Below are 14,189 nucleotides of genomic sequence, written 5' to 3' on the forward strand. Positions count from 1 at the left end.
TGCACGACACGCCACCGAGGTGCGCGAAGGAGGGCCCTATGGCCGTCGACTACACAGTGATCGTCGTCTATCTCGCCGGCATGCTCGCCATGGGCTGGTGGGGCATGCGCCGCGCCAAGTCCAAGAGCGAGTTCCTCGTGGCGGGCCGCAGGCTCGGCCCGATGATGTACTCCGGCACCATGGCCGCGATCGTCCTCGGCGGCGCCTCCACCATCGGCGGCGTGGGCCTTGGCTACCAGTACGGCCTGTCCGGCGCGTGGATGGTCTTCACCATCGGCCTCGGCCTGCTCGCGCTGTCCGTGTTCTTCTCGGCGCGCATCGCCCGCCTGAAGGTCTACACCGTCTCCGAGATGCTCGACCTGCGCTACGGCGGCCGGTCCGGACTCATCTCCGGCGTCGTGATGTGGGCGTACACGCTGATGCTCGCCGTCACCTCGACCATCGCCTACGCCACGATCTTCGACGTGCTGTTCGACATGAACCGCACCATCGCGATCATCCTCGGCGGCTCGATCGTCGTCGCGTACTCGACGCTCGGCGGCATGTGGTCCATCACCCTCACCGACATGGTGCAGTTCGTGGTGAAGACCATCGGCGTGTTGCTCCTGCTGCTGCCGATCGCCGTCATCAAGGCCGGCGGCTTCAGCGAGATGAAGGCCAAGCTGCCCACCGAGTACTTCGACCCGCTGGGCATCGGCGGCGAGACGATCTTCACGTACGTCCTGATCTACACGTTCGGCATGCTGATCGGCCAGGACATCTGGCAGCGCGTGTTCACGGCCCGCAGCGACAAGGTCGCCCGTGTCGGCGGCACCGTCGCGGGCACCTACTGCCTGGTCTACGCCGTCGCCGGAGCCGTCATCGGCACCGCCGCGAAGGTCATGTACCCGAAGCTGCCCAGCGCCGACGCCGCGTTCGCGACCATCGTCAAGGACGAGCTCCCCATCGGTGTGCGCGGCCTGGTGCTCGCCGCCGCGCTCGCCGCCGTCATGTCGACCTCGTCCGGCGCGCTGATCGCCTGCGCCACCGTCGCCAACAACGACATCTGGTCGCGGCTGCGGGGCGCCATCAAGCCCTCGGGCGGCGACAAGGACGGGCCCCACGACGAGGTGAAGGGCAACCGCCTCTTCATCCTGATCATGGGCGTCGCGGTGATCTGCATCGCCATCGCGCTCAACAACGTCGTCGAGGCCCTGACCGTCGCCTACAACCTGCTCGTCGCCGGGCTCCTCGTGCCGATCCTCGGCGGCCTGCTGTGGAAGCGCGGCACCGTGGCCGGCGCCCTCGCCGCGGTCTCCGTCGGCGGACTCTCCGTCATCGGCCTGATGTGGGGCTACGGGATCCTCGCCAACGAGCCCGTCTACTACGGCCTCCTGCTCTCCCTCGCCGCCTTCGTCATCGTCTCCCTCGCCACCAAGCCGACCGACGCCGCGGTGCTCGCCGCCTGGCGCGAGCGGCTCGCCGGGCGCGGGGCCGAGGCGGAGACGGACGCGGAGCCGGCCACCGCCACCCAGTAAATTCGGAAAGCGCCGCGTAGCCCCGCCTAGGGCTGCGCGGCGCCAAGCAGCGTAGGAAAGAAGGCAATTCGCATGAGCAGCAACGAGACGCCCCGCGGTCCGGTCGACTCCTCCCGCGTCCCGCGGTACGCCGGTCCCGCCACCTTCGCCCGGCTGCCCCGCCTCGACGAGGTGGGCACCGCGGACGTGGCCGTCGTGGGCGTGCCCTTCGACACGGGCGTCTCGTACCGGCCGGGCGCCCGCTTCGGCGGCAACGCGATCCGCGAGGCGTCCCGGCTGCTGCGCCCCTACAACCCGGCGCAGGACGCCTCCCCGTTCGCCCTCGCGCAGGTCGCGGACGCCGGTGACATCGCGGCCAACCCGTTCAACATCAACGAGGCCGTCGAGACGATCGAGGCCGCGGCCGACGACCTCCTCGGCACCGGCGCCCGCATGATGACGCTCGGCGGCGACCACACCATCGCGCTGCCGCTGCTGCGCTCGGTCGCCAAGAAGCACGGCCCGGTCGCGCTGCTCCACTTCGACGCGCACCTCGACACGTGGGACACGTACTTCGGCGCCGAGTACACGCACGGCACCCCGTTCCGTCGCGCCGTCGAGGAGGGCATCCTCGACACCGAGGCCCTCTCCCACGTCGGCACGCGCGGCCCGCTGTACGGCAAGCAGGACCTCACCGACGACGAGAAGATGGGCTTCGGCATCGTCACCTCGGCGGACATCTACCGCCGCGGCGCCGACGAGGTCGCCGACCAGCTGCGTCAGCGCATCGGCGACCGCCCGCTGTACATCTCCATCGACATCGACTGCCTCGACCCGGCCCACGCGCCCGGCACCGGCACCCCCGAGGCCGGCGGCATGACCTCGCGCGAGCTCCTGGAGATCCTGCGCGGCCTGTCGTCCTGCAACCTCGTCTCCGCCGACGTCGTCGAGGTCGCCCCGGCCTACGACCACGCGGAGATCACCGCCGTCGCCGCCTCGCACACCGCGTACGAGCTGACGACGATCATGTCCCGCCAGATCGCGCAGAGCCGCGCGGCGAAGTAGTCCCCGTCGGGTTGTGGGCACTCGTTCCGCGGGGGAGGAACGTGTGGGCACAACCCGGCCACCGGGCCGCACCCGACCGACCACGCCACGCCCCGAGGGACCCATGACCCACGACCACGACCTGGAACTGCTGCCCACCGCCGCGCAGACGACGGCCGCGCTGAACCCGCCCGCCGGCCGCAACGGCGGCGACCTCGTCGTCGAGACCCTGCACGGCCTCGGCGCGTCCACCGTCTTCGGCCTCCCCGGCCAGCACGCGCTCGGCATGTTCGACGCGCTGCGCCGCTCGGACCTGCGGTACGTGGGCCTGCGTGTGGAGAACAACGCGGGCTTCGCGGCCGACGCGTACGGGCGCGTGACCGGTGAGGTCGCGCCCCTCCTGCTCTCCACCGGACCCGGCGCGCTGATGTCGCTGGCCGCGCTCCAGGAGGCGGCGGCCGCGTCGGCGCCGGTCCTGGCCATCGGCAGCCAGATCCCGGTCGCCGGGCTCGGCGGCGGACGCCACGGCTATCTGCACGAACTCCGCGACCAGCAGGCCTCGTTCCGGGACGTGGTCAAGTCCGTCCACACCGTGCGGACGCAGTCGCAGATCCCCTCCGCGATCGCCGCCGCCTGGGAGTCCGCCCTCACCGCGCCGCACGGGCCGGTCTGGGTGGAGATCCCGCAGGACGTACTCCTCGCGGCGACCACCCTTCCGGTCGTCACGGCGATGGACGCGACCCCGCGCGACCTCGTGCCCCGCCCCGAACTGACCGCTGTGGCAGCCGACTTGCTGTCGCGCGCCGAGCGTCCCGTGATCATCGCGGGCGGCGGCGTCGTACGGTCGGACGCGAGCGGCAAGCTGGTCGCGCTCGCGGAGAAGGTCAACGCCCCGGTCGTGTGCACCTTCGGCGGCAAGGGCGCGTTCCCCTGGGAGCACCCGCTCTCGCTCCAGTCGTGGATGGAGGACCGCCACACGACGGACCTCCTGGAGGACGCGGACGTCCTGCTGGTCATCGGCTCGGGCCTGGGCGAACTCTCCTCGAACTACCACACGTTCGCGCCGCGCGGCCGGGTGATCCAGATCGAGGCGGACGCCGGAAAGCTGGAGTCCAACCACCCGGCGCTCGGCATCCACGCCGACGCGCGCCTGGCGCTCTCGGCGCTCCTGGAGACGGTCACCGAACGCCCGGACCCGTCGGTGTCCGAACGGGTCGCGACGCTCCTCGCGGCGGTCCGCGAACGCCTCGACGGCCAGGACCTGTCCTTCGAACGCGAGATCCTGGGTTCGGTGAGGGCGGCACTCCCGGCCTCCTCCCCCTCCTTCTGGGACATGACGATCCTGGCGTACTGGGCCTGGTCGGCATGGCCGGGCGCGCTGCACTCGGCGCAGGGCGCGGGCGGCCTCGGCTACGGCTTCCCGGCCGCGCTCGGCGCCGCCGCGGCCGACCCGTCGAAGCCGGTCCTCGCGGTCTCGGGCGACGGCGGCGCGATGTACTCGATCGCGGAACTGGCCACGGCGAAGCAGTACAACCTGCCGGTGACCTGGCTGATCGTGGACGACGGCGGCTACGGCATCCTGCGCGAGTACATGACGGACGCGTTCGGCGAGGCGACGGCGACGGAGCTCGCCCGCCCGGACTTCGTGGCACTGGCGGAGTCGTTCGGGGTCCCGGGCGTACGGACGTCCCCGGAGACGCTGCGCGCCGACCTGGAGAAGGCACTCGCGGAACCGGGCCCGTCGGTCGTGGTGCTCCCGGCACTGCTGAAGATGTTCGCGCCTACGCATCTGGGCTGAGGCGACCAGCAGATCGGTCGATCACGCGACGGCCCCCGGGAGATGTCTTCCGGGGGCCGTCGGCGTGTCCGGTCCCTGGTCCGCCAGGGGTTGCGTACGGGGTGCCGAGCAGCTCCATGACGCGCTCCCGGATCTGTCGGGGTTCGTACAACCCTTCGCCCCCATTCGAGAGTCATCTGAAACGAGTGCGCTGGAGGCGTGCTCGTTTCGATCTGGGGGGAACCGCATGACTCGCCGAATATCCATACGTGCTGCCCGCGTGCTCCCGGCGGTCGTCGCCGCCGGGGTGCTCGTGCCCGTGGTCGCGGGTGCCGCGCCCGCGTCCGCCGCGACCACACCGCAGGTCACCTGTACCTCCGGCAAGGCCGGCCTCGCCGCGAAGATTCAGAAGGACATCACCGCCGCCCTCGCGACCCGTAAGGGCACCGTCGCCGTCGGGCTCTACGACCGGACCACGAACACCACGTGCTCGCTCCGGGCCACGTCCTCGTACGACTCCGCCAGTGTCGTGAAGGTGACCGTTCTCGCCACGCTGCTCTGGGATGCCAAGAAGACCAACCGGTATCTGACGACGCGCGAGGCGAACCTCGCCACCGCCATGATCACCAAGTCGGACAACGCGGCCACCACATCGCTGTGGAAGCAGCTCGGCACGACGAAGGTGAAGGGCTTCCTGAAGGCCGCCGGGATGACGCGGACCGTGCCGGGGTCCGGCGGCTACTGGGGGCTGACCCAGATCAACGTCCAGGACGAGCAGAAGCTGCTGTCGCTGGTCACCGCCAAGAACTCCGTCCTCAGTGACAACTCCCGCGCCTACATCCTCAAGCTCATGGGGAAGGTCGTGTCGTCACAGCGGTGGGGCACCCCGGCCGGTGCGCCCTCGTCCGTCGCCGTGCACGTCAAGAACGGCTGGCTGGAGCGCTCCACGCACGGCTGGCGTGTGCACAGCATCGGCGCGTTCGACGGGGGCGGCCACGACTACACGATCTCCGTGCTCACCCACGGCAACAGCACGATGAGTTACGGCGTGAACACGATCCAGGGCGTGGCCAAGGCGATCCACAAGGACCTGATCCCTACCGCCCCGGCGGCGTCCCGCTACACGCCGACCACCACCCCCAAGGAGGCGTTCGTCGCCGTGCCCGAAAGCTGACGGACCCGGGACCTGAGGACCAGGGCGGCTCGGACCTTGGTCCCGGTCTGCTCCCCGTTTTGTTGCGGCGGGATGAAATCCGCCGGTCTCCGCGTTGGGCCTCTCGGCAGGTCAGGACAACAGGAGGCGGACACGTGGCGGAGCAACGGGGCTGGGGTCGGCGTCTCGCCGGGTACGCGTGGCGGTACCCGAAGGACGTCGTGCTCGCGCTCGGCGCGTCTCTGGGCGGCATGGCCGTCATGGCGCTGGTGCCGCTGATCACCAAGGTGATCATCGATGACGTGGTCCAGGACCACACCCGCTCCATGGGCCCGTGGGCGGGCGCTCTGATCGGCGCCGCCCTCGTCGTCTACGTCTTCACCTACATCCGCCGCTACTACGGTGGCCGCCTCGCGCTCGACGTCCAGCACGACCTGCGCAACGAGATGTACGGAACGATCACCCGGCTCGACGGCCGGCGCCAGGACGAGCTGTCCACCGGCCAGGTCGTCGGCCGGGCGACCAGCGACCTCCAGCTCATCCAGGGCCTGCTCTTCATGCTCCCGATGACCATCGGGAACGTCCTGCTCTTCCTGATCTCCCTCGGGATCATGGCGTGGCTGTCCCTGCCGCTCACCCTCGTCGCGCTCGCCGTCGCCCCCGCCCTCTGGTTCATCGCCAAGCGCAGCCGCTCCCGCCTCCACCCCGCCACCTGGTACGCGCAGGCGCAGGCCGCCGCCGTCGCCGGGGTCGTGGACGGGGCCGTCTCCGGCGTACGCGTCGTGAAGGGCTTCGGGCAGGAGGACCAGGAGACCGGGAAGCTCAGGGAGGTCGGGCGGCGGCTGTTCGCCGGCCGCCTGCGCACCATCCGCCTGAACTCCAAGTTCACCCCCGCGCTCCAGGCCGTGCCGGCTCTCGGCCAGGTCGCGATGCTCGCGCTCGGCGGCTGGCTCGCGGTCCGCGGCCAGATCACGCTCGGCACGTTCGTCGCGTTCTCCAGCTACCTCGCCCAGCTCGTCGGCCCCGTCCGTATGCTCGCCATGGTCCTGACCGTCGGCCAGCAGGCCCGCGCCGGCGTCGAGCGCGTTCTCGAACTGATCGACACGGAGCCGTCCATCGAGGACGGCAAGAAGGAACTGCCCGCCGACGCCCCCGCGACCGTCGAGTTCGACGACGTGTCGTTCTCGTACGAGGGCGCCGACCGGACCGTCCTCGACGGACTGTCCTTCGAGATCCCGGCCGGCCAGACCCTCGCCGTCGTCGGCTCCTCCGGCTCCGGCAAGTCGACCGTCTCGCTGCTCCTGCCGCGCTTCTACGACGTCACGCACGGCGCCGTCCTCGTGGGCGGCCACGACGTGCGCGAACTGACCCTCGACTCGTTGCGGGCCGCGATCGGGCTCGTGCCCGAGGACTCCTTCCTCTTCTCCGACACCATCCGCGCGAACATCGCGTACGGCGCCCCCGACGCGAGCGACGAGCAGATCGAGACCGCGGCCCGCGCCGCCCAGGCCGACCGCTTCATCGCGGAGCTCCCCGACGGCTACGACACGACCGTCGGCGAGCACGGCCTCACGCTCTCCGGCGGCCAGCGCCAGCGCATCGCGCTCGCCCGCGCCATCCTCACCGACCCCCGCCTCCTCGTCCTCGACGACGCCACGTCCGCCGTCGACGCGCGCGTGGAACACGAGATCCACGAGGCGCTGCGCGGCGTCATGGCCGGCCGCACCACCCTCCTCATCGCCCACCGCCGCTCCACCCTCGGCCTCGCCGACCGCATCGCCGTCCTCGACGGCGGGCGCCTCGCCGCGATCGGCACCCACGAGGAGCTGGAAGCCGGATCGGCCCTCTACCGGCGCCTGCTCACCGACCCCGACGAGCTCGGCGGGGTCTCGCCGGGCCACATCGCGCCCGCGCTCCGGGACGAGGACACCTCCGTACGCGACGAGCTGGACGCCGAGTTCGACGCCGAGCGAGGCATCACCCCCACCCTGTGGACGGGTGACCGGGAGCCGAAGGACACAGCGCTCTCCGGGATGCCCGCGACGCCGGAACTGCTCGCGCAGGTCGATGCCCTGCCGGCCGCGACCGACGCCCCGGACATCGACGAGGCGCGCGCGGTGACGGCCGAGGAGTCGTACGGGCTGCGCCGCCTGCTGCGCGGATTCGGCGCGCCCTTGCTGATCAGCCTCGTGCTCGTCGCCCTCGACGCCGGCATGGGCCTGCTGCTGCCCGTGCTGATCCGGCACGGCATCGACGAGGGCGTGTCGCAGCTCGCGATCGGCGCCGTGTGGGCGGCCGCCGGGCTCGGCCTGGTCACCGTCCTCGTCCAGTGGTGCGCGCAGATCGGCGAGACCCGCATGACGGGACGCACCGGCGAGCGGGTCCTCTACTCGCTGCGCCTGAAGATCTTCTCCCAGCTCCAGCGGCTCGGGCTCGACTACTACGAGCGGGAGCTGACCGGGCGCATCATGACCCGGATGACGACCGACGTGGACGCCCTGTCGACGTTCCTCCAGACCGGTCTCGTCACCGCGTTCGTCTCCGTCGTCACGTTCTTCGGCATCATGGGCGCGCTCCTCGTCATCGACGTCCAGCTCGCCCTGGTCGTCTTCGCGACGCTGCCGCCGCTGATCGTCGGCACGTTCTTCTTCCGCCGCTCCAGCGTCAAGGCGTACGAACTCGCCCGTGAGCGTGTCTCGGTGGTCAACGCCGACCTCCAGGAGTCCGTCGCCGGGCTGCGGATCGTGCAGGCGTTCCGGCGCGAGCGCTCGGGCGCCCAGCGGTTCGCCGAGCGCAGCGGCGCCTACCGCAGCGCCCGTATCCGCGGCCAGTGGCTGATCTCGGTGTACTTCCCGTTCGTGCAGTTCCTGTCGTCCGTCGCCGCGGCCGCGGTCCTGATGGTGGGCGCGGGCCGGGTCGAGGCGGGCACCCTGACGACCGGCGCGCTCGTCGCGTACCTCCTCTACATCGACCTGTTCTTCGCGCCCGTGCAGCAGCTCTCCCAGGTCTTCGACGGCTACCAGCAGGCCACCGTCTCGCTCGGCCGCATCCAGGAGCTGCTCCAGGAGCCGACGTCCACGAAGGACGCCGAGGAACCCCTCGACGTCCTCTCCCTGCGCGGCGAGATCGCCTTCGAGGACGTGGACTTCGCGTACGGGGCCGCCGACGGCTCCGAGGCGGCGCTCAGCGACGTGGCCCTGCGCATCCCCGCCGGGCAGACCGTCGCCTTCGTCGGCGAGACCGGCGCGGGCAAGTCGACCCTCGTCAAGCTCGTCGCCCGCTTCTACGACCCGACGGCGGGCCGCGTCACCGTCGATGGCACCGACCTGCGCGCCCTCGACCTGACGAGCTACCGCCACCGCCTCGGCGTCGTGCCGCAGGAGGCGTACCTCTTCCAGGGCACCGTGCGCGACGCCATCGCCTACGGCCGTCCCGACGCGACCGACGCCCAGGTGGAGTCGGCGGCCCGCGCGGTCGGCGCGCACGAGATGATCGCCACCCTTGAGGGCGGCTACCTCCATGAGGTCGCGGAGCGCGGCCGCAACCTGTCGGCCGGGCAGCGGCAGTTGATCGCCCTGGCCCGCGCCGAGCTCGTCGACCCCGACATCCTGCTGCTCGACGAGGCGACCGCCGCGCTCGACCTTGCTACGGAGGCCCAGGTCAACCAGGCCACGGACCGGATTGCGGGCAAGCGCACGACCCTCGTCGTCGCGCACCGCCTCACCACCGCGGCCCGCGCCGACCGGGTCGTGGTGATGGCCGACGGGCGCGTCGCGGAGGACGGCACGCACGCCGAGCTCCTCGCGCTCGGCGGGCGGTACGCCGAGCTGTGGCGGACCTTCGCCGGCGAGCCCGAGCCCGAGGCGGAGATCAGCTCTTCGCTCTGACGGCGGGACCGGTGCAACCACCGGGTGTGTGTGCGGCGTCCGTTCATCAGTACGCTGTGGCACACGTGACTGGAGGGGCGACGGTGGGTGGAGGCATGAGCGAGGGCGCCATACGCAGACGGCTGGCGGCCGCGGCAGCAGTACTGACCTCCTCGGCGCTGCTGGCCCTCGCGGGGCCGGCCGTGGGCACGGCCCAGGCAGCGGCGCTCTGTCCCGGCCACAAGGTGCGCACCCTGCCGTTCTCCACCGGCAGGACGGTCCTCTACCGCAGCGGCAACTACCTCTGCGCGGTCACCCTCCCCAAGCGCGAAGGCGTACGGCAGAAGATGTCGGTCAGCGTGCAGGCGCGCGGCAGCAGGCCCGTTCAGGACAGCGGGCGCTACACCCACCACGCGGGACCGGTGACCGTCCACACGGGCCACCGCTGCGTGTGGGTGAGGGGCGCGGTCGGAGGGGCGTCGGTGAGCTCGGGCTGGATCTTCTGCTGAACGCGTGCCCCGTGCGCTCACAGAACACCAAGAACCCCTGACAGAACGGATGTTCCTCCGCTAGGTTCCGGTGCGCATCTGTGTTCTACAGGGGAGTATGCATGCGCAATGCGCTGAGATGGTTGCTGGCGCTCGTGGTGCTGATAGGCACCGCGAGTACGGCCACAGCGGCCACCGCCGCTCAGGCCCGGCCGGCGGCCGCCGACACCAGTACCGATATCAAGGACCGGCTCCTCGCCATACCCGGCATGAGCCTGGTGGAGGAGAAGCCCTACACCGGCTACCGCTACTTCGTCCTCAACTACACCCAGCCGGTCGACCACCGGCACCCGTCCAAGGGCACGTTCCAGCAGCGCATCACCGTGCTGCACAAGGACGTCAGCCGCCCGACGGTCATGTTCACCAGCGGCTACAACGTGTCCACGACGCCCAGCCGCAGCGAGCCGACCCGCATCGTCGACGGCAACCAGATCTCCGTGGAGTACCGCTACTTCACCCCTTCCCGGCCCGCCCCGGCCGACTGGTCCAAGCTCGACATCTGGCAGGCGGCCAGTGACCAGCACGGCATCTACGAGGCCCTCAAGCCGATCTACGGCAAGAACTGGCTGACCACCGGCGGCTCCAAGGGCGGCATGACGGCCACGTACTACGAGCGCTTCTACCCGCGCGACATGGACGGCGTCGTCGCGTACGTCGCCCCGAACGACGTCGTGAACAAGGAGGACTCGGCGTACGACGACTTCTTCAAGACGGTCGGCCCGAAGGACTGCCGCGTGGCGCTGCAGAACGTGCAGCGCGAGACGCTGGTGCGCCGCGACGCCCTGGAGAAGAAGTACGCGGAGTACCTGAAGGCCAACAACTACACGCTGGACACGGTCGGTTCGCTGGACAAGGCCTACGAGGCCACCGTCCTCGACCTGGTGTGGGGCTTCTGGCAGTACCAGCCGTCGCAGACGGCGTGCGCCGAGGTGCCCGACGCCGCGACGGTCACGGACCAGGCGCTCTTCGACTACGTCGACGCGGTCGGCGGCTGGTCCTCGTACGCGGACCAGAGCCTCGCCACGTACACGCCGTACTACTACCAGGCGGGTACGCAGCTCGGCTCGCCCGACATCAAGCAGCCCTGGCTGGGCAACCTGTCGCGCTACGGCTACCAGCCGCCGCGCAACTTCGTGCCGCGCTCCATCCCGATGAAGTTCCAGCCGTCGGCGATGCGCGACGTGGACTCCTGGGTGCGCCACCACGCGACGCGGATGCTGTACGTCTACGGCTCCAACGACCCGTGGGGCGCCGAGAGGTTCCGTCCCGGCAAGGGCTCGACGGACTCGTACGTGCTCACCGCCCCCGGCGCCAACCACGGGGCGAACGTCGCCGGTCTGAACGCCGACGACAAGACGTTCGCCACGGAGCGGATCCTGAAGTGGGCCGGGGTCTCCGCCCCCGCCGCGCAGGCCGCCAAGCCGCTGGCCCCGTACGACGCCAGGCTCGACAAGCGTGACGTCCAGCGCGAGCTGACCCTGCGGCCGTAACCGCCGGGGCTACACCCGGACCGCGCATCCCACCGGTTCGGACCCGCCCAGCATCACGTACAACGCCGTGAGCGCAGGGCACTCGGCGCGGTCGACCGCCGCGGCGGCCACCCGGTACCGGGGTTTCTCCCGGCCGGAGCCGTCGCAGGCGGTCTCGCGGACCTGGCCGCGGCCCGCCGCGTACACGCAGTCCCCGACGATCGTGCGGGGCCCGCCGCCGCCCCCCGGATCCCCGGGGTGCGGCGGCTCCAGGTTGCGCATGCAGGCGTAGCCCTGCGGGATCTCCCCGGCGGTGGTTCCGTCGCTCCCGACGAGCGAGGGCCGGTCTTCGCTGATGTGCAGGACGAAGTCGGTGCGGGCCGGGCACGTCGGCCCGTCCGCCACCTTTCCCTCGTAGCGCGCGGTGACCCGCGCCACCGCCCGCTCGCTCCTGCACGGCACCTCGGTGAACGTGTCGCGCCCCCGCGAGCTGCACTCGTCCACGGCGAGGAACACCGCCCCGTACCCCGACGGGGACCGGCTGGCCCCCGGCGAAGGCCCGCCGGACCCCGGATTCGGCGACCCCTGACACGCCGCGAGCGTCATGGCGAGCAACGCCGCGCACACCGCCCCCACCCACCGCGCCCTGTTCCACGCAAGCATGGCAATCCCCCCGATACACACCTCAGCGTGACCCGCCGGGGCGGGCGCACGCCAGGCGTACAGGGGGGTTTGGGCCAGTTGGGGGTGGTGCGCCGGGTGTGCGGCGTACGTCTAGTACGACAACCCGTAGCCGATCGGGTACAGCACCTGCGCCGGATCGTCGGCCCGCTGCACCGGCACGGGCAGCTTGCCCCGCGGCCTGGCCCGGCCGGCGATCACCCGGACCGCGGCCCGCAGTTCGACGTCGGTCCACGAGTACGAGGCGAGCGAGGCCCCGACGCCGGGCACCTGCGCGATGTCGTACGGGTTGCGGATCGCGACCGCGACGACCGGGACGCCGGTGGCGGCCAGGGCGTTCACGAGCCGCTGCTGAGCGCTGCCCGCCGTGACGTTGTACGTGCCGACCAGGACCGCGTCCTTGCCCTGGGCGGCGGCGACCGCCTCGTCGATCTTCGCCTGGTTCGGTGCCGTCCCGGTCGACAACACCGTGGCGGTGAAGCCGAGTTCGGTCAGGGCCTGGCCGAGTGTCGTCGTCGGCGGGCCCGTCGTGCCGGAGGGCGAGGCCGGGTCGGCGCCGACCACGAGGACGTTCCTGTGGGTGCGGCGCGACAGCGGGAGCAGCCCGTTCTTGTTGAGCAGGAGCGTCGTGGTGGCCTCGGCGATGCGGTCGGCGGCAGCCAGGTGCTCCCGGGTGCCGACGGTCTTGTCGACGCCGCGGCCGGTGACGTACGGCTCGTCGAACAGGCCCAGCTTCTCCTTGAGGCGCAGGACGCGCAGGATCGACTCGTCGAGGCGCTCCTCCGTGAGCTCGCCGTTCTTCACGGCGTCGAGGACGGCGTTCCAGGACACCTCCAGGGAGGGCGGGTTGAGGAGCTGGTCCACGCCCGCCTTCAGGGCGAGCACCGGCACGCGGTCGTCGCCGTACTTGTCGCGTACGCCCTGCATGCCGAGGGAGTCGGTGACGATGAGGCCCTCGAAACCGAGTTCCTGGCGCAGGATGCCCGTCATGATCGGGTGCGAGAGCGTCGCCGGGTCGCCCGAGCCGTCGAGGTCGGGGACCATGATGTGCGCGGTCATGATCGAGTCGATGCCCGCGGCGATCGCGGCCTTGAACGGCGGCGCGTCGATCTTCTGCCACTGCTCGCGCGTGTGCGTGATGATCGGGAAGCCGAAGTGGCTGTCGGTGGCGGTGTCGCCGTGGCCGGGGAAGTGCTTGGCCGTGGAGGCGATGTCGGCGCTCTGGTAGCCCTTGACCTCGGAGGCGACCAAACCCGCGACGGCCTCGGGGTCGGCGCCGAAGGAGCGCACGCCGATGACCGGGTTGGCCGGGTTGATGTTCACGTCGGCGTCGGGCGCGTAGTTCTGGCGGATGCCGACCGCGCGCAGTTCGGCGCCGGCGATCCGGCCCAGGGTGCGGGCGTCGGAGCGGGAGCCGCCCGCACCGATGGCCATGGCGCCCGGGAAGAGCGTCGCGGGCTCGCCGACGCGACAGACGATGCCGTGTTCCTGGTCGGTGGAGATGAGCAGCGGGATACGGCTCGGCTGGGCGAGGCCCGCGCGCTGGATGCCGTTCGACAGGTCGGCGATCTGGTGCGGGTCACGGGTGTTGTGCGCCCAGGTGAAGTAGATGATGCCGCCGAGCTTGTACTTGTCGATCAGTTCGGCCGCGGTGCGGACGCCGATCTCGGCGAGGTTGGCGTCGATGTCGGCCTGGTCGGGGTCGGTGGCGGAGTGGCCGTAGACCCGCATCACGAAGAGCTGGCCGACCTTCTCCTCGAGGCTCATCCGGGAGATGAGCTGCTTGAGTCGCGCGTCCTTGCCCTTGCGTGACGTGTCGTCGGCCTGGGCCGGGGCGCCGGACAGGGTGACCGCGGCGGCGCCCGCGGTGGCGGCGGCGAGCAGGGTGCGTCTGGACAGGCTGTGGTGCACGTGCGCACTCCTTCCGGAGGAGAACTGGTGATCCATACCCTGAAAGAAACTTCCGAGGGTCACGATTATCCGGAAAGTTTCTGCCAGTCAAGGGTGCGCGCAGTCGGGGCGGCAGAAGGGTGGGGGGAGGGGCCGTCACCGGCGCGAAGGAAGGGGGTGCGCCGGTGACGGCGTGCTGCCGGCCGCAGGCGGCGGAGAGGGTGGTCAGCATTCGCAGCCAGCAGCGAGGCCGACACCGCTCTGC

At 71.1% G+C, this 14,189-nt stretch carries 9 protein-coding genes; 7 read left to right on the forward strand and 2 right to left on the reverse strand.

Annotated elements, in window-relative coordinates:
• Positions 1 to 38 precede the first annotated feature (38 nt).
• From OG456_RS23225 to OG456_RS23255, 7 genes are all read left to right on the forward strand, one after another.
• Positions 39 to 1,517, forward strand: a complete 1,479-nt coding sequence (locus tag OG456_RS23225) for a sodium:solute symporter (protein ID WP_266564020.1) — start codon at positions 39 to 41, stop codon at positions 1,515 to 1,517.
• A 72-nt stretch (positions 1,518 to 1,589) separates the two neighbouring features.
• Positions 1,590 to 2,561: an agmatinase gene (speB, locus tag OG456_RS23230; RefSeq protein WP_266564021.1), complete on the forward strand. Its 972-nt coding sequence runs from the start codon at positions 1,590 to 1,592 to the stop codon at positions 2,559 to 2,561.
• 103 nt (positions 2,562 to 2,664) lie between these two features.
• A complete protein-coding gene (locus OG456_RS23235) occupies positions 2,665 to 4,338 on the forward strand; it encodes a thiamine pyrophosphate-binding protein (protein ID WP_266564022.1) in 1,674 nt (557 codons plus the stop codon).
• Positions 4,339 to 4,564: 226 nt separating this feature from the next.
• Positions 4,565 to 5,491, forward strand: a complete 927-nt coding sequence (locus OG456_RS23240; RefSeq protein WP_266564023.1) for a serine hydrolase — start codon at positions 4,565 to 4,567, stop codon at positions 5,489 to 5,491.
• Between the two features lie 134 nt (positions 5,492 to 5,625).
• On the forward strand, positions 5,626 to 9,357 hold the full coding sequence (locus OG456_RS23245; RefSeq protein ID WP_266564024.1) for an ABC transporter ATP-binding protein: 3,732 nt from the start codon (positions 5,626 to 5,628) through the stop codon (positions 9,355 to 9,357).
• 95 nt (positions 9,358 to 9,452) lie between these two features.
• A complete protein-coding gene (locus tag OG456_RS23250) occupies positions 9,453 to 9,845 on the forward strand; it encodes a hypothetical protein (RefSeq protein WP_266564025.1) in 393 nt (130 codons plus the stop codon).
• A gap of 101 nt (positions 9,846 to 9,946) precedes the next feature.
• On the forward strand, positions 9,947 to 11,374 hold the full coding sequence (locus OG456_RS23255) for a S28 family serine protease (RefSeq protein ID WP_266564026.1): 1,428 nt from the start codon (positions 9,947 to 9,949) through the stop codon (positions 11,372 to 11,374).
• A 9-nt stretch (positions 11,375 to 11,383) separates the two neighbouring features.
• On the opposite strand, the gene OG456_RS23260 is transcribed toward OG456_RS23255, so the two are convergent.
• Together OG456_RS23260 and OG456_RS23265 are read right to left on the reverse strand one after the other, a co-directional pair.
• On the reverse strand, positions 11,384 to 11,959 hold the full coding sequence (locus OG456_RS23260) for a hypothetical protein (RefSeq protein ID WP_266569397.1): 576 nt from the start codon (positions 11,957 to 11,959) through the stop codon (positions 11,384 to 11,386).
• Between the two features lie 168 nt (positions 11,960 to 12,127).
• Positions 12,128 to 13,945, reverse strand: coding sequence for a glycoside hydrolase family 3 protein (locus OG456_RS23265; protein WP_266564027.1), 1,818 nt, complete (start codon positions 13,943 to 13,945; stop codon positions 12,128 to 12,130).
• Positions 13,946 to 14,189 lie beyond the last annotated feature (244 nt).

It is taken from the genome of Streptomyces sp. NBC_01446 (assembly GCF_026340095.1).
Taxonomy (GTDB): Bacteria; Actinomycetota; Actinomycetes; order Streptomycetales; family Streptomycetaceae; genus Streptomyces; species Streptomyces aureus.